The following is a 15,788-nucleotide window of genomic DNA, read 5'->3' as shown; positions in this document are numbered from 1 at the left end:
TTACCCGTTAATGGCAACTACTTCATTAATTTGATTAGGTAACATTTCTTTAAGCATTGTTTCAATACCATTTTTTAATGTTACTGTTGATGATGGGCAGCCACTACAAGCTCCTTGTAAAATAACACTTACTCTTTTGCTATCAGCATCGTATGCTTGAAAAGCAATATTACCACCGTCAGAAGCTACAGCAGGCTTTATATATTCATCTAAAATATCAACAATTTTAGCTTCAGTATCAGTTAAATTCTCTTTAGGAACTTCAACGTTTTGTTTAGTTTGTTGTTTAGGTAATTCAGAAATAATTTTTTTGCCTTCCTGAATGTAACTACGAATAAAAGTACGCACTTCTTGATATACTTCATTCCACTCAATCATATCGTATTTGGTGATTGATATATAGTTTTCAGAAATAAAAATTTCTTTGACGAATGGAAAGCTAAATAAAGCTTGTGCTAAAGGAGAAGATTTGCTCGCTTCTTCAATATTTGTATACTCAACATCAGTTTGTGTTAAAGCTTTGTTGGTTCCAAATTTCATTACTGCAGGGTTTGGAGTAACTTCAGCATATACTTCAACAGCATCTTTTTTGGTAGTTTCTTCTTTTACTACAGAATTACCATCTTGGATGTAAGCTTCTATTTGCTCGCGAACCTCTTCTTCAACATCGCTCCACTCAACAATATCATATCGTTGAATAGCAATGAAGTTAGCTGTAACTAATACCTTTTTTACAAAAGGAAGGTAAAATAGTTGTTGTGCTAACGGAGAGTTTTTAGCCTCGTCTATATTATTGTATTCATAACTACCACCATTAACTAAAATTTTGTTGCTAACAAACTTTAGAATGGTTTCGTTATTAGTTTCTTGTATGTTTATTTTTATTGAACTCATAAGTTGTAAATAAGAAGCAAAATTACGGTAAAAAACTGAGATATGTATATATAAAAAGTCCTGCATATAGCAGGACTCTTCTTATATGTTTTTTATGAATTATAAACTGAAAGTAATTGTTCCAGAGATTCGAGAAGTATCGGTTGTTAATTCGATAGGATCTACATCTACAGCAGGTGAATTATAAATATAGTACGGACTGTTGTTTTCTGAATTAGTATATGATAAATCAAACTTAACGTTTCCGAAATTATAACCAAGTCCTAATGAAAACCCAGAAATATTATCATCGTCTAAAGCATTTTTATAAGGACTTTGCTCATAATGATAACCACCACGAACACTCATTTTGTCAAAACGCCACTCGGTACCAATATTTAAGGAGTGGGTACCTTTAAAATCATTATCAAAGTTTTGATTAGTTTCTATAAAATAAGGGTCGTTTTCTCTATATTTTGTACCACTGTAGTCTTTGTAAGTATAATCGGCACTTATTAAACCTTGTTTACCAAAAACAAATGCCGCACTAGCAGTAAGTTTACTTGGTGTTCGTAGTCTGAAAATATTTGAATAAAATTCTTCCCCGCTATTAACATCTGTATCTTGGTTTGTGGCTGATATTTCAGTGTAACCAACCCAATCATCATATCTAGAGTCATTTGGATCGAAAACATCTAAGTTACTATCTTCAAAAACTTCATTGTACCATGTTGGGGTTTCATAAGCTAATCCGAAACGGAAGCTTTGATTAACTTTATAAATAAAACCAGCACTAAAAGAAACTCCGCTACCTTCAAAGTAGCTATCTTGAACGTTAAGAGCTGTTAAGGTGTTTCCATTATCGTCTTCATTAACCTCTCTAAGTTCGGTAACTTGACCAAAGCTAAAATTATGAAATTTTATACTAGCTCCTGCATATAACTTGTTTAGATGTACAGCAGAGAATCCCATTTCAAAAATACTACTCTCTCCGTAGGTAGAATTAAAAAAGCGTTGCTCTTGTCCGTTATTAAATTGATTGGTTATATCATCAGGGTGTTCATTGAATAATGCTTGACCACTATTACCTTGTGAAGAGAATAAACCTTCAAAGTCGCTTTTTAACCTATAGTTAAAGGTTAATGCAAAACGATTCCAGTCAGAGTTATGAGCAGAATCAAAAGATAAAATACCACCAGCTTGGGTAATATTAAAAAAGTCATCTTCCGTTTCTGTTGTATTTCCGTAATAATTAGCTGTATAAGTAGTGTTTCTATTGCCTAAAGTTACTCCAAAAGTACTTTTAATAGCAACGGCACTACCAGCTGGGTTAATTCCAAAAGAAGATATGTCTCCACCTAATGCTCCAAAGGCTCCACTCATTGCTTCAAAACGAGCGGTTCCATAATTATCGTCTTTTGAAAATAAAATTCCTAAATCATTGTAGCCTAAAGATTGCGAGTAGGCAGTATACGTACTAGCGATAATTATCGCGAAGGTTAAAATTCTTTTCATTTTTTCATTAATTCGTTAAAAACTTGTCTTGAAATCTGGCAGCAAGATTATCTTCTAGAGCTTCTAGATGAACTTCTGTTACTCCCTCTTGAGCTACTTCCGGCTGAAGAGTTGCTTCTAGAGCTTCTTGACGGAGCTGAGTAACTACGAGAACTTCTTGAAGGTTTTGAGTAACTTCTAGATTTTCTTGAATTGCTACTATTACGTGAAGCATAGTTCTTTCTGTTATTTCTAGTTGATTTTGAGTAGCTTTTAGAGCTTCTAGGAGAGTATGATTTTCTAACAGATCTATTAGAATTTTGATCTCTCTTAGTATAACTTCTAGAGTTTCTAACTGAGGAAGATTTACGAACATCATTATTATTTGAGGCTCTGTAGTTTCTTGTAGAATATCCTCTAGAGCTTCTTGTAGTACGAGGTGTACCTCTATAGCTACGAGTAGATCTGCTACCATTTGAGTTATAACTTCTTGTTCTAGTTGATCGTTTTATACTTCTGTTATTAGAATTGCTACCTCTTCTTGTATTGTATCCTCTTGTATTTCTTGTTGAACGAGTGTTTCTGTTGCTTCGATAGGTTCTACTATTGCTTCTTCTGTAAACATCAGAAGAGCGTCTTGAAGTTGTAGTTCCTCTACGACCTGTAGTATAACCTCTTCTAGAAGTTGTTGCAGTTCTGTGACCTCTATAATAGTTGGCACCTCTGTATGGGCGTCTGTAATAGTGGTTGTTATAGTATCTATATGGTCTGTAATAATTGTAACCGTAATATGGAGAATTCCAGTAAGAGTTGTAATAAAGCCCACCTAAACCAACATAAAATCCAGAATTCCAGTGGTATGGATGCCAATTGTTGTACCCCCAGTAGTTATAATAACGAGATCTCCACCAAGGTCTGTAATAATTATACCCATAGCCGTAATCCCAATACCAATCATTATAGTAGCCCCATCTTGGGTAGGTGTTAATATTAATAACTACATCACTGTTGTCAGCATACCCCCAAGGTTCATTACCATTATATGTAATTCTTGTTTCAGGCTCCTCTTCATATATAATGTCTTCATCATCATATGAGTCATCATTTTCAGACTTATAATTTTCTATATCGGTAAAAATATCAGTACCATTTAAAGCATCTAAGCGTTCTACTTCTTTGGTAAAATAGTTTTCCTGATATTCATCATATGCACGATCATCAGTAACAATTACTCTACGTTGTGGTTGTTCTATTTCATCAGCATAAATACCATCATCACTACCAGTAACCGTTTGTGTAGAACCACAAGATATAAATGTAGCTGCCATCAAAAATGATAGGATATAGAAAGGGAGTTTGGTTTTGGTGTAATGTAGCTTCATGACTTTTTTATTTTTAGGTTAAAGCAAATTGTTTTTCCACTAGCTGCAAAAAATTAGTTCTTTGTTGGGCTTGTTACCTTTTTAATGTAGTTTTGCAGACACAATTTACGCATAAAAAATAACAATATTTATGCCAAACTTTTGATTATGAGCAAACATTTAACAAAAAGAGCCGAAGATTACTCGAAATGGTATAACGAATTGATTGTAAAGGCCGATTTAGCTGAAAATTCAGCAGTAAGAGGTTGTATGGTAATTAAACCATACGGATTTGCAATTTGGGAGAACATGCAAAAAGAATTAGATAGAATGTTTAAAGAAACAGGACATCAAAATGCTTATTTCCCCCTTTTCGTACCTAAAAGTTTGTTTGAAGCAGAAGAAAAAAATGCTGAAGGATTTGCAAAAGAATGTGCTGTAGTTACACATTATCGATTACAAAATGATCCAGATAATGAAGGAAAGTTACGTGTAGATCCTGAAGCTAAGTTAGAAGAAGAGTTAGTTGTTCGTCCTACTTCGGAAGCAATTATTTGGAATACATATAAAGGATGGATTCAATCGCATAGAGATTTACCATTGTTAGTAAACCAATGGGCGAATGTTGTAAGATGGGAAATGCGTACGCGTTTGTTTTTACGTACTGCAGAGTTTTTATGGCAAGAAGGTCATACTGCACATGCGACAAAAGCAGAAGCAATAGCTGAAGCTAAACAGATGCAAGAAGTATATGCAACTTTTGCTGAAGAGTTTATGGCAATGCCTGTTGTTAAAGGAGCTAAAAGTGAAAGTGAACGTTTTGCTGGAGCAGATGATACTTTAACTATTGAAGCTTTGATGCAAGATGGAAAAGCATTACAAGCAGGAACTTCACACTTCTTAGGGCAGAATTTTGCAAAAGCTTTTGATGTAAAATATACTTCTAAAGAAGGAAAGCAGGAGTATGTATGGGCAACTTCTTGGGGAGTATCAACACGTTTAATAGGAGGGTTGATAATGACACACTCTGATGATGCTGGTTTAGTATTGCCTCCAAAATTGGCGCCAATTCAAGTTGTAATTGTACCTATATATAAAGGAGAAGAGCAATTAAATGCTATTTCTGAAAAAGTAGATGTAATTGTAAAAGAATTACGATCTAAAGGAATTTCTGTAAAGTTTGATGATAGAGATACTTTTAGACCAGGAGCTAAGTTTGCTGAGTATGAGTTAAAAGGTGTGCCAGTAAGAATTGCAATGGGAAAACGTGATTTGGAAAATGGTACAGTAGAAGTTGCACGTCGTGATACTTTTGAGAAGCAAACTGTATCTAGAGATGAGGTAGTAAGCATTGTGGCTAACTTGTTAGAAGAAATTCAAGAGAATTTATACAACAGAGCGTTAACTTACAGAAACGACCATATTACAGAAGTAAATTCATTTGAAGAGTTTAAAGATGTAATTGAGAACAAAGGAGGATTTGTGTCTGCGCATTGGGATGGTACAATTGAAACAGAAGATAAGATAAAAGAGCTAACAAAAGCTACAATAAGATGTATTCCTAATGATGCAAAAGAAGAGGATGGAGAATGTGTGTTAACAGGAAAACCATCAACAAAAAGAGTACTTTTTGCAAAGGCTTATTAAAAAAATAAAAAAAAACTTTGTGTAATAAAAAACAGTTTTTATATTTGCACCCGCAATCGTAAAAAAGATTGTTTTGGTCCGTTCGTCTAGGGGTTAGGACGCCAGGTTTTCATCCTGGTAACACGGGTTCGATTCCCGTACGGACTACAAGTTCTTTTTCTTTATTTTAAGAGAAAAATAAATAGAGAAAAAAATAATTTTTAATTGCAAATAACAAAAAGAATTGTATATTTGCACCCGCAATCAGAACGATTGTTTTGGTCCGTTCGTCTAGGGGTTAGGACGCCAGGTTTTCATCCTGGTAACACGGGTTCGATTCCCGTACGGACTACAAGTTTTTTATAAACAATTAACGCATTAGTACAATGGCAAATCATAAGTCAGCATTAAAGAGAATTAGAAGTAACGAAGCAAAGCGCTTAAGAAATAAATATCAGCATAAAACAACTCGTAATGCTGTAAGAAAATTAAGAGCTACAGAAGATAAGAAGGAAGCAGAAGGAATGTTTTCGACTGTTGTATCTATGTTAGATAAATTAGCAAAGAACAACATTATTCATAAGAATAAAGCAGCAAATTTAAAGTCTAAATTGGCTAAACACGTTGCAGCTTTATAAGAGTTTTAAGGTTAGTTAATAGTTAAACGCTTCGATATTTTTTATCGAAGCGTTTTTATTTTGGTTTAAAACTAAAAATACTTCGTTTAAAATTAGAGCTTATTTAATATCTCATTATTTACAGTTCTCTCTAATAAGTGTGGTTATTTTGACTTATAACTTGTAGTGTGTGTATAAGTAAGTGTTACTACAGTTGTGTTTTTTTTCAGGAAATTATAAAGTATAGTAGTTGCTTTACCAATCGTACTTTTTATGGGCATCCAAACGAATGAAAATGAATAGAAGCAAGGTGAATCCCCATAAAGAAGAACCTCCATAACTGAAAAAGGGTAGTGGTATTCCTACAGTAGGTAGTAGACCTATTACCATACCGATATTTACAATAATATGGAAAAAGAAAATAGAAGCTACACTGTAGCCATATATTCTTGCAAATTTATTGGTTTGTGTTTCTGATAAGTAAATAATTCTATAGAGTAAGAACATAAATAAAATTATAACAAGGGAACTACCTAAAAAACCCCATTCTTCACCAACAGTACTATATATATAATCTGTGTGTTGCTCAGGAACAAAGTTACCTTGCGTTCTGTCTCCTTGTAAAAAACCTTTTCCAGAAAAACCACCAGAACTAATTGTTTTTTCAGATTGATAAGAATTGTAGCCAATACCTTTGTTATCTTGTATCTTTCCTAATAAAATATCAAACCTGTCTTTTTGATGTTGACCTAATATGTTATTATAGGTGTAGCTAATTCCTAAAATAAAGAAAATAGAAAAAAGATAAGAGCCAATTATTTTTATAACGTTAAAGCGGAAAAATCGCTTGTCTCTGTAGATGCCATAAAAAACAACGAGTGTTATTATAAGTAAACATGAAATAAGAACCCATTTTGCTCCAAAATAAACAGTTAATAAGAATAGAATGATAGAGATTGTTCCAAATAATATATATGCTAGGGTAAGACCTTCTCTGTTTAAAACAAAAAAGAAAGCAAAATATATTAGTACAGAGCCCATATCTGGCTGTAAGGCAATAAAAAATGCAGGCAAAAAGATGACTATAAAAGCTTTTGCTTGATTTTTTATTAGTTTAAGGTTGTACTGCCGGTCGCTCATTAATTTTGCTAATGCCAAAGCAGTGAAAGCTTTCGCAAATTCAGAAGGTTGTAGCCCTATTCCACCAAAGTTATACCAAGATGTAGCTCCATTAATTTTTTTACCAAATACAAGTACTCCAGCTAATAAAACCAGAGAGAAAATGTACATAACACTGGAAAATTGCTCGTAGAACTTAGAGTTAAAAAATAGGATAAAGATAATAACAGGTATACTAAGTCCTATAAAAATTAATTGCTTCCCATATTTTGTTGAGAAGTCGAAAATTTCCCTTGATTCTTCAGTAGAGGACGCAGCATATATATTAACCCATCCAAAACCAACTAATATTACGTAGAGTAAAACAAGTAGCCAATCAATTCCTGCAAAAATATTATTTCGTTCCTGTCGCAATAGTATTGCCTTTTTGAATTAATAATTGATTATCATATCTTTCTTGAAGGCTTAGGTTAATCATGCGATCTTCAAGGTATTTTCTAGAGATTGACTTATTTAAATACTTTTCAATCAATAAACTAGTAATAGGGGCAGCAATTGTAGCACCATAACCTCCGTTTTCTACAAAAATAGCTATGGCTATTTGAGGGTTATCTTTCGGAGCAAAAGCTATAAAAATAGAGTGGTCTGTTAACTGAACTTTCTTCTTATTTACTCTAATAAAGTTTTCAACGGTTCCGGTTTTTCCACAAATGTCTATTCCTTTAACTTGACTATATCTAGCTGTACCTCTGGTAAACGTTTCATACATTGCCTCAATAGCAATAGGAAAATGTTCTGGAGAAACTGTTGTATTTCTACGAGTTACATATGTAGAGTCAAGCTTGGGTTTGTCTTCAATTTTCTTAACAATATGAGGAGTGTAAAAATATCCTTTATTAGCAATTGCAGCTGTCATATTTGCCAACTGAATAGGTGTTGTCTCTACTTCACCTTGACCAATGGCGTTGGAAATAGTTGTAGTAGCTCCCCATCTAAAGTCATAACTTCTGTCGTAAAAACTTCCATTTGGAATTCTCCCTTTTTGACCAGAAGGAAGATCATAACCTAAATAATTGCCTAAACCAAAGCTTTTTGCATGTTCACTCCAAGCATCAGTTCCTATGGTTGGATTTTCGTAATTGTCTATAATTTTTCTATAAGTATTAGCGAAATATGTGTTACAAGATTTAGCAATGGCTGTTTTTAAACGAACAGGTCGTCCAACAATTCTACAGTGACACCCCATGAAAGCGTTAGGTCGTTTACCATAACGATATCCGTGTTGACAATAAAAGCCAGTATTTTCATCAATAACCCCTTCTTGTAAACCAATTAAACCAGTTAGGATTTTGAAAGGAGAACCAGGAGCATACATTGCTTGTAGACCTCTGTCAAAAGTTGGCATGTTAATACTGTCATTAAAAAGCCTTACAGAATTAGGGGAGCGTTGTCTTCCAACTAATAAGTTAGGGTCATAAGAAGGAGCGGTAATCAATGCTAATATCTCACCTGTTTGAGGCTCTATAGCAACAATTCCCCCTCTTTTCCCAGACATTAATAACTCTCCATATTGTTGTAATTCACTATCAATGGTTAATGTTAAGTCTTTACCAGGCACAGCAAGGGTATCGTATTTTCCATTTTTATAAGAGCCAGTAACCTTATTTAAGTTGTTTCTTTTGAAGTATTTTTTCCCTTTAACGCCTCTTAGTTCTCTTTCATACTGCTTTTCTACACCAAGTTTTCCTATTAATTCTCCTTGTTCGTAGTAATCACTATTCTTAGCTACATATTCATTAACCTCACTAATAAACCCTAATACATTGGCAGCCGACTTTACAGGATAATTTCTAATGATACGTTTTTGGATATAAAAACCTTTGTACTTAGATAATTTCTCTTGTAAAAAAGCATAATCCTCTTTAGCTAATTGCTTTAAAAATACAGAAGGAAGCCAACGGGCATAATTTTCTGCTTTTTTAAAACGTTTTACAAAATCTTCTTTGCCGATTTTTAAAAGAGAGCAGAATTCTAAAGTATCTAAAGGTTCTACTTCTTTTGGAATAATCATTACATCGTAGGATAATTGGTTTGCAACCAATAATTTTCCATTACGGTCATATATATAACCACGCTCTGGATAATCGTACTCAATCTTTATTGTAGCACTATGCTTTAGGCTCTGTTCGCCACCATTTATTACTTGTAACTGAAATAATCGAGAGATATAAACAATTCCAATAAGAGTAATTAAAAATATAAGTAAGAAACTTCGTTTCATGCTAGCTTTTTCCTAAATATAAAACTTCCTAAAAAATACAACAGTAACGTAAAAACACTAGAAAATAGTGTGTTGACAAGTACATTTGATATGTTATAAAAACTAAAGTTAGTTAAACTAAATAAAATGAAGTGATGAGTTAATGTTAAAATAGCTGTATAATTAAATACTTTGTCAAAAGACTCATGTCTTAGGTTAAAAAGTAGATAATCTGATGATGTTTTTTTGAAAACAGCTTTAAAAACAAATAAACGTATATAGGCCATAAACACAGTTGAAAAAGCATGAATTCCACCAGAGTTAGAAAAAGCATCTACGCATAAACCTAAAAGAAAAGCAACTAATAAAAGAGAAAACCTGTTTTCTTTAATAGGGAACAAGAAAATAAAAACGATATAAATGTAGGGGTTTACATAACCTAAAAATAAAATATTATTCAGAACCAAGACTTGTAGTAACAAGAGGAAAACGAATAAAAATATTAAGTATACTGTTTTATTCATTATTATTTTCTACAGTTTTTATTTCTTCTTTATTTAGGTTGGTTATTATATAAACATGACCTAAGTTAGACATATCGTTAAAGAGTTTAATGTTTATACTATTAACCGCAGATAATTCTTCAGGTACTTCTAAGACTGTTCCAATAGGTATTCCGTTTGGAAAAATAGTAGACCTTCCTCCAGTGACTACAGTATCACCTTTTTTAAAAGCTGCTTGACGTGGAATGTCGGTTAGTTGTACAATATTATAGTCCTTACCGTCCCAGGTTAACGTACCGTAGTGGTTGTTATTTTTAAATTTAGCGTTGATATTGCTTTTTGAATTTAAAATAGATTGTACTCTTGCGTATTTATTTGATGCATTATCAGTAATACCAATAATACCTTTACTGTTAATTACTCCCATTTCTTTAGAAACATTATAACTTTTACCTCTGTTGATTGTTAAAAAGTTATCAGTTTTATGAAAAGAGTTTTTAATTATTCTTCCAGAAATATAATTAAAATTTTGACTGAGTTGTGTAGTGTCTTTTATTTGATTCGCAGAAATACTATCAAGATAAGTAGTAATTTTCTCCAGTTTATTTTTTAAGGCTAAGTTTTCTTCAATAAGTATAGAGTTTCTTTCTTTTAAGACAAGATACTCTGAAATATTTGATGATTTTTGATATAGTCCTCCTGTAATAAAATTGGTAGAACTAATAAATTTGCTTTTATGAAAAGAATGGTTGTTAATGATTAATGCAACAGCTATAACTTCTAAGAATAGAAAAAATAAGAAATACTTATACTTCTGTAAGAAATAAATAAGCTGTTGCATAAATAATCATTCAAATTTATTTGATTAATACAGTTTTGTATTTTTCTAAATTTTTAAGTGCAATACCTGTTCCACGAACTACAGCACGTAACGGATCTTCAGCAACGTATACTGGCAAATCTGTTTTTCTAGATAAACGCTTATCTAAGCCTCTTAGCATAGAACCACCACCAGCTAAATAAATACCTGTGTTGTATATGTCAGCAGCTAATTCAGGAGGTGTCTTTGATAGCGTCTCCATTACTGCATCTTCAATACGTAAAATTGATTTATCTAATGCTTTCGCAATTTCACGATAAGAAACCTGTATTTGCTTAGGTTTTCCACTTAATAAATCACGCCCTTGAACCATCATGTCTTCAGGAGGTGTGTCTAAATCTTCAGTAGCAGAACCTATTTGTAACTTTATCTTTTCAGCAGTAGTTTCTCCAACATATAAATTGTGTTGAGTACGCATGTAATACATAATGTCACTGGTAAATAAATCTCCAGCAACTTTAACGGATTGATCACAAACAATACCAGCTAATGCTATAACAGCAATTTCAGTTGTACCACCACCTATGTCAATAATCATATTTCCTTTAGGCTCCATAATGTCAACACCTACACCAATAGCAGCAGCCATTGGTTCATAAATCAAATAGATTTCTTTAGCGTTCATATGACGACCTGAATCTATAACTGCTCGTTTTTCAACTTCAGTAATCCCTGAAGGAATACAAATTACCATACGTAATGATGGTGGAAATAATCTTTTCTTTATGGCAGGAATTTGTTTTACAAATTCCTTTATCATTTCTTCTGAAGCTTGAAAGTCAGCAATTACACCGTCTTTTAAAGGACGTATGGTTTTGATATTTTCATGGGTTTTTCCTTGCATCCTACTAGCTTCATGACCTGTAGCAATAATTTTACCAGTAAGCCTATTTCTAGCAACAATAGAGGGGTTGTCAATAACTACCTTGCCATTGTGGATTATAAGTGTATTTGCAGTACCTAAATCTACTGCAATATCTTCTGTCATGAAATCGAAAAAACCCATAAAGATTTCGTTATTTATATTTAATTTTAATGTATTCTCACAAATCTAATAAAAATCTGTGGGTATTTTACATTCAGTATAATTAATGTTTAAAATGTCTAGTTCCTGTAAAAACCATAGCTATATTATTATCGTTACAATAATCAATGCTTAATTGGTCTTTAATAGATCCACCTGGTTGAATTACACTTTTTATACCTGCTTTATCTGCTATTTCTACACAGTCAGGAAAAGGGAAAAAAGCATCACTAGCCATAACAGCTCCATTTAAGTCAAAGTTAAAACTGTTAGCCTTTTCAATAGCTTGTCTTAAAGCATCAACTCTACTTGTTTGGCCTGTTCCCCCTGCCAATAATTGTTTGTCTTTTACTAAAATAATAGTGTTAGACTTAGTGTTTTTACACAACTTAGATGCAAATAACAAGTCCTCTAACTCACTTTCTGAAGGTTTATTGTTAGTAGGGTATGATAAATCATCTAATTTGTCTGTAATATAATCTTTATCTTGAACTAATACTCCGTTTAAGGCTGTTCTTACTGTTTGTTTAGGTAATTCAACTTCTTTTTGAATTAAAATTACTCTATTCTTTTTGCCTTTTAAAATTTCTAAGGCATCTGCATCATAAGCAGGAGCAATAACCACTTCGCAGAATAATTTATGAATTTCTTCAGCAGTAGCTTTATCAATTTTTGTGTTAGAAATTAAAATACCACCAAAAGCAGAAACAGGGTCACCAGCTAATGCATCAACATAAGCTTGATGAATAGTTTTTCTTTGAGCAAAACCACACGCATTATTGTGTTTTAAAATCGCAAATGTTGGGTCTTCACCTTTAAATTCTTCTATTAAATTAACAGCAGCATCAACATCTAATAAGTTGTTGTAACTTAATTCTTTTCCATGTAGTTTATCAAACATAGCATCTAAATCGCCAAAGAAAAAACCTTTTTGATGAGGGTTTTCTCCATAACGTAATACTTTAGATGTAGTTTCACTGGCTTTATATACAACTTCATCTTCATTGAAATAATTGAAAATTGCAGTGTCATAATGTGAAGAGATGTTAAAAGCTTTAGCAGCAAACTTTTTTCTATCGTTCAACGAAGTTTCTCCGTTATTTTCTGAGATAATAGTTAAGAAGTCTTCGTATTGTTCCATAGAAGAAACAATAACAGTGTCTTTAAAGTTTTTAGCAGCTGCACGAATTAACGAAATTCCACCGATATCAATTTTTTCAATAATGTCTTGCTCTGAAGCTCCAGAAGCAACAGTTTTTTCAAAAGGATATAAATCTACAATTACTAAATCTAATTGAGGAATATTGTATTCTTGCATTTCAGCAACATCACCTTCATGATCTTGTCTGTTTAAAATCCCTCCAAAAACTTTAGGGTGTAAAGTTTTTACTCTTCCTCCTAAAATAGAAGGGTACGAAGTAACATCTTCTACTGGCACTACATCAATACCTAAGTCTTTAATAAATTTCTCAGTGCCTCCTGTAGAGTAAATAGTAACACCTAGTTCGTTAAGTTTTTTAACAATAGGCTCTAATCCGTCTTTATGAAAAACGGAAATTAATGCTGATTTAATAGTTTTTGTATTGTTCATTATTGTTGTGTTGTTAAACTTGCAAAGCTAGTAAAACAGTAGGCGTTACACAATAATTTTTTAAGTTTTTAAGATTGAAAACACCACCAAAAATAAAATAATTTTGGTGGTGTTTTTCAACAACAAAATTTTAAAAGAAAAATTACTCTGCAGTTTCTAAAAAATTACGAAACCAGATTGTGAATTTTTCTACTAAAGATTGTTGAGATTTTGAACGAGCATTAGCACTGCCTAATGCTGCATAAGAAGGATGTTCTCTACTGCTCATATTTAAGGGGATTAATGGGGTTGTTAAAAAATCAGATCAAATAAAACAAAAAAAAACTTAATAATCAAGCGATTATGTGAAAATTATATAAAATTAGCTACTTTTTTACATATATACTCCAATAAAACCTCGTCATTTTCGGTAAATGGGTTAACTGTATGAGAATCAATGTCGATTTGTCCTATATTTTCACCATCGACAAAAATAGGAATTACAATCTCAGATTTTACCTTCCATCCGCAAGATATATAATTGTCTTGTTCGCTAACATCTTGAACTACAAAATTTTCATTACTAACAGCAACTTGACCACAAATACCTTTTCCGAAAGGGATAATTGTGTGATCTGTAGGTTCTCCGTTAAACTGTGCTAATTTTAATTCTTTTTTATCTCCATTTTTAAAGTAAAATCCAACCCAGTCATAATAAGAGATTTCTGAAGCTAAATAATCGCAGATTTGTTGTAGTTTTTCTTCTGTTGAAGTTTTATTGCTAACTATTGTGTCTATATTGCTTTTAAGTTCTTGTAAATTCATAAAAGTATTTTTTATCTTATTCGTAAAGAGTGTTTAAAGCTTACAAAAATAGTTGTATGTATTGTGATAAAAAACTGAATTTAAATTTTTATAGTTTAAAAAGGAGTGTTTTAAGAGTTTTTTATGAAAAGAGGGGTGCAATATCAAAAGGAATGAGTTTGGAGTTGTACAGTTGTTAAAGTATTCTTTAACGAAAAAAAGCAAAAGTTTTAAACTTTTGCTTTTTCTGTTCTTTTCTATAAAAGGAAAAGAGTGTATTTTAAAGTTGGATTACTGTTGAACGTATTCACTGTGCCATACAGCATCTTCAGGCCCATCTCCTTTGTGTCCGTCTAATTGAATAACGAAACTTTTAGCTGGGAAATAAGGAGTGATATGAATGTCTAATAAAACACGGTCTTTTTGGTTTTGATCTTGTTCTATTTTTATAACCTTAAAGCGTTCGATTAATTTAGTAGGTCCTTGGATATCATCTAAAAACTTAACTATTTGACGACGTAAATCAGCTTCAGTTCTTGAACTCCAATTTTCAAATGCACGTCTGTTTAAGAAATCAAATAATACTTTTGTTATGTGATCAAATACTCTTACAACAGAATAGGTTTGAAGTCCTAAATTGTCTCCGTTAAATAAAGTTTTAGCTGAGAAAGCCATTACTTTACTATATTCGTTTACCATAGGAACTAATCCCATTTTTTCAATTTCTGAAATCTCACTTTTCTTAAGATCGAATCTTACACTTTCTACTTCGTTAATACCACCAAACTTTTTACCTGCTACTACTTGCGACATTAAAGTGTGGTATATTTTACCAGCTAAAGCAGAAGATGGTGGAACGTATAAGTTGTCTTCTTCACCAACAGAGTCTTCTTTTTTTCTTCCTAAAAGCCAGTTACAAGTCATTAAAGTGTTTGACTTATGAACTTCTCCTCCTGAATGATTCGCGTTAGAGAACATGTCAATAATGTCATCTGGAGTTTCTAAGTCTTGGAAATCGGTTAATAAAACAGCTTTATTTTCGTATGCTATTTTAGACCACTTGTCTAATACTACGTTAGAACCAAGATGCCCAGGTACTACCAGGATAGAATAATTGTCTTTTAAATCTAATCTATCAAAGTTTTGTTTAAGCTCATTTGATACATAATCTATAAAAAGAGGGTTTTCTAAATCTTTTAATTGACTTAAATCAGCATTTAAGATCGTAATATTTTTAACCTTATCTTTCTCTGTGTTTTTGTAGAATAATGCTACAGATCTATAAGAGGTTTCTAATTCCTTAGTTTTTTCTAAGGTTTTCTTTAAGTTGTAGTTTAAAACTCCTTCGATGCTAGTAGCTTTTTCCTTTGCAGAATCACACATCGATTCGATGTTTTCGCTACTTTTTAGAATTTCTAACCAAACAGAAAGTCTGTTTTTTAAGTTTTTTCTTTCTCCTTTCCATTGCTCGTCGTTTAAAAATAGACTTTTTCTAGCTTTTCTTTTTGGGTTTAAGTTTGAGTATCCATCAACAATATTCTCAATAAAAGAGAATCCTCCATATTCTTTAATACCGTCAATAGCGTTAGCTACTTCTTGACTAGGGGACTGTTGTTTTACTTCTTCCGACTGTTGCGTTTTTACTTTTGTAGACATA

General features: G+C 32.3%; 14 protein-coding genes and 2 tRNA genes. 4 read left to right on the top strand and 12 right to left on the bottom strand.

Translation table 11 applies throughout. The features are described 5' to 3' along the window. The 3 genes from ACTPNM_RS15170 to ACTPNM_RS15160 all read right to left on the bottom strand — a co-directional run bounded on the left by ACTPNM_RS15170 (nt 1) and on the right by ACTPNM_RS15160 (nt 3,749). Nucleotides 1-894, bottom strand: a complete 894-nt coding sequence (locus ACTPNM_RS15170) for a NifU family protein (protein ID WP_440122625.1) — start codon at nt 892-894, stop codon at nt 1-3. Between the two features lie 99 nt (nt 895-993). Next, a complete protein-coding gene (locus ACTPNM_RS15165) occupies nt 994-2,388 on the bottom strand; it encodes an OmpP1/FadL family transporter (protein WP_440122624.1) in 1,395 nt (464 codons plus the stop codon). A gap of 47 nt (nt 2,389-2,435) precedes the next feature. After that, nucleotides 2,436-3,749, bottom strand: a complete 1,314-nt coding sequence (locus tag ACTPNM_RS15160; protein ID WP_440122623.1) for a hypothetical protein — start codon at nt 3,747-3,749, stop codon at nt 2,436-2,438. 147 nt (nt 3,750-3,896) lie between these two features. Here ACTPNM_RS15160 and proS point away from each other — a divergent pair, with 147 nt between their 5' ends. From proS to rpsT, 4 genes are all read left to right on the top strand, one after another. After that, nucleotides 3,897-5,375, top strand: coding sequence for a proline--tRNA ligase (proS, locus tag ACTPNM_RS15155; RefSeq protein ID WP_440122622.1), 1,479 nt, complete (start codon nt 3,897-3,899; stop codon nt 5,373-5,375). Nucleotides 5,376-5,450: 75 nt separating this feature from the next. Continuing rightward, nucleotides 5,451-5,522, top strand: a tRNA-Glu gene (locus ACTPNM_RS15150). A 112-nt stretch (nt 5,523-5,634) separates the two neighbouring features. Next, nucleotides 5,635-5,706, top strand: a tRNA-Glu gene (locus ACTPNM_RS15145). Nucleotides 5,707-5,740: 34 nt separating this feature from the next. Beyond that, nucleotides 5,741-5,992: a 30S ribosomal protein S20 gene (gene rpsT, locus ACTPNM_RS15140; RefSeq protein WP_028891217.1), complete on the top strand. Its 252-nt coding sequence runs from the start codon at nt 5,741-5,743 to the stop codon at nt 5,990-5,992. Nucleotides 5,993-6,226: 234 nt separating this feature from the next. On the opposite strand, the gene rodA is transcribed toward rpsT, so the two are convergent. The 9 genes from rodA to ACTPNM_RS15095 form a co-directional block, all read right to left on the bottom strand. Next, nucleotides 6,227-7,504 carry a rod shape-determining protein RodA gene (rodA, locus tag ACTPNM_RS15135; protein ID WP_274639642.1) on the bottom strand — a complete coding sequence of 426 codons (1,278 nt, stop codon included), beginning with the start codon at nt 7,502-7,504 and terminating at the stop codon, nt 6,227-6,229. Beyond that, nucleotides 7,485-9,371: a penicillin-binding protein 2 gene (gene mrdA / locus ACTPNM_RS15130; protein ID WP_440122621.1), complete on the bottom strand. Its 1,887-nt coding sequence runs from the start codon at nt 9,369-9,371 to the stop codon at nt 7,485-7,487. Before mrdA ends, rodA begins: the two co-directional genes overlap by 20 nt. Continuing rightward, nucleotides 9,368-9,874: a rod shape-determining protein MreD gene (gene mreD / locus ACTPNM_RS15125; RefSeq protein ID WP_274639644.1), complete on the bottom strand. Its 507-nt coding sequence runs from the start codon at nt 9,872-9,874 to the stop codon at nt 9,368-9,370. Before mreD ends, mrdA begins: the two co-directional genes overlap by 4 nt. Then, nucleotides 9,867-10,694: a rod shape-determining protein MreC gene (gene mreC / locus ACTPNM_RS15120; protein ID WP_440122620.1), complete on the bottom strand. Its 828-nt coding sequence runs from the start codon at nt 10,692-10,694 to the stop codon at nt 9,867-9,869. The genes mreD and mreC overlap by 8 nt, the downstream gene beginning before the upstream one ends. Nucleotides 10,695-10,710: 16 nt before the next feature. Continuing rightward, a complete protein-coding gene (locus tag ACTPNM_RS15115; RefSeq protein ID WP_047790403.1) occupies nt 10,711-11,739 on the bottom strand; it encodes a rod shape-determining protein in 1,029 nt (342 codons plus the stop codon). A gap of 82 nt (nt 11,740-11,821) precedes the next feature. After that, nucleotides 11,822-13,348: a bifunctional phosphoribosylaminoimidazolecarboxamide formyltransferase/IMP cyclohydrolase gene (purH, locus tag ACTPNM_RS15110; protein WP_440122619.1), complete on the bottom strand. Its 1,527-nt coding sequence runs from the start codon at nt 13,346-13,348 to the stop codon at nt 11,822-11,824. Between the two features lie 142 nt (nt 13,349-13,490). Next, nucleotides 13,491-13,616: a hypothetical protein gene (locus tag ACTPNM_RS15105; RefSeq protein ID WP_274639647.1), complete on the bottom strand. Its 126-nt coding sequence runs from the start codon at nt 13,614-13,616 to the stop codon at nt 13,491-13,493. A gap of 83 nt (nt 13,617-13,699) precedes the next feature. Further along, nucleotides 13,700-14,152, bottom strand: coding sequence for a GAF domain-containing protein (locus ACTPNM_RS15100; protein ID WP_440122618.1), 453 nt, complete (start codon nt 14,150-14,152; stop codon nt 13,700-13,702). A 270-nt stretch (nt 14,153-14,422) separates the two neighbouring features. After that, on the bottom strand, nt 14,423-15,787 hold the full coding sequence (locus ACTPNM_RS15095) for a DUF5458 family protein (protein WP_440122616.1): 1,365 nt from the start codon (nt 15,785-15,787) through the stop codon (nt 14,423-14,425). Nucleotide 15,788: the final 1 nt, after the last annotated feature.

This window comes from Tenacibaculum sp. Ill (assembly GCF_051938915.1).
In the GTDB taxonomy this organism is placed as follows: Bacteria; Bacteroidota; Bacteroidia; order Flavobacteriales; family Flavobacteriaceae; genus Polaribacter; species Polaribacter larymnensis.
Note: the sequence above shows the minus strand (reverse complement) of the source record. Positions and strands in the feature narration are given on the sequence as shown.

Excerpts from the sequence above, each read along its gene's own strand:
- ACTPNM_RS15100 (WP_440122618.1), bottom strand. The coding sequence starts at position 14,152 with ATGAATTTACAAGAACTTAAAAGCAATATAGACACAATAGTTAGCAAT.
- ACTPNM_RS15095 (WP_440122616.1), bottom strand. The coding sequence starts at position 15,787 with ATGTCTACAAAAGTAAAAACGCAACAGTCGGAAGAAGTAAAACAACAG.
- rpsT (WP_028891217.1), top strand. The coding sequence starts at position 5,741 with ATGGCAAATCATAAGTCAGCATTAAAGAGAATTAGAAGTAACGAAGCA.
- ACTPNM_RS15105 (WP_274639647.1), bottom strand. The coding sequence starts at position 13,616 with ATGAGCAGTAGAGAACATCCTTCTTATGCAGCATTAGGCAGTGCTAAT.
- purH (WP_440122619.1), bottom strand. The coding sequence starts at position 13,348 with ATGAACAATACAAAAACTATTAAATCAGCATTAATTTCCGTTTTTCAT.
- ACTPNM_RS15170 (WP_440122625.1), bottom strand. The coding sequence starts at position 894 with ATGAGTTCAATAAAAATAAACATACAAGAAACTAATAACGAAACCATT.
- ACTPNM_RS15165 (WP_440122624.1), bottom strand. The coding sequence starts at position 2,388 with ATGAAAAGAATTTTAACCTTCGCGATAATTATCGCTAGTACGTATACT.
- mreC (WP_440122620.1), bottom strand. The coding sequence starts at position 10,694 with ATGCAACAGCTTATTTATTTCTTACAGAAGTATAAGTATTTCTTATTT.
- ACTPNM_RS15160 (WP_440122623.1), bottom strand. The coding sequence starts at position 3,749 with ATGAAGCTACATTACACCAAAACCAAACTCCCTTTCTATATCCTATCA.
- mrdA (WP_440122621.1), bottom strand. The coding sequence starts at position 9,371 with ATGAAACGAAGTTTCTTACTTATATTTTTAATTACTCTTATTGGAATT.
- ACTPNM_RS15115 (WP_047790403.1), bottom strand. The coding sequence starts at position 11,739 with ATGGGTTTTTTCGATTTCATGACAGAAGATATTGCAGTAGATTTAGGT.
- mreD (WP_274639644.1), bottom strand. The coding sequence starts at position 9,874 with ATGAATAAAACAGTATACTTAATATTTTTATTCGTTTTCCTCTTGTTA.
- proS (WP_440122622.1), top strand. The coding sequence starts at position 3,897 with ATGAGCAAACATTTAACAAAAAGAGCCGAAGATTACTCGAAATGGTAT.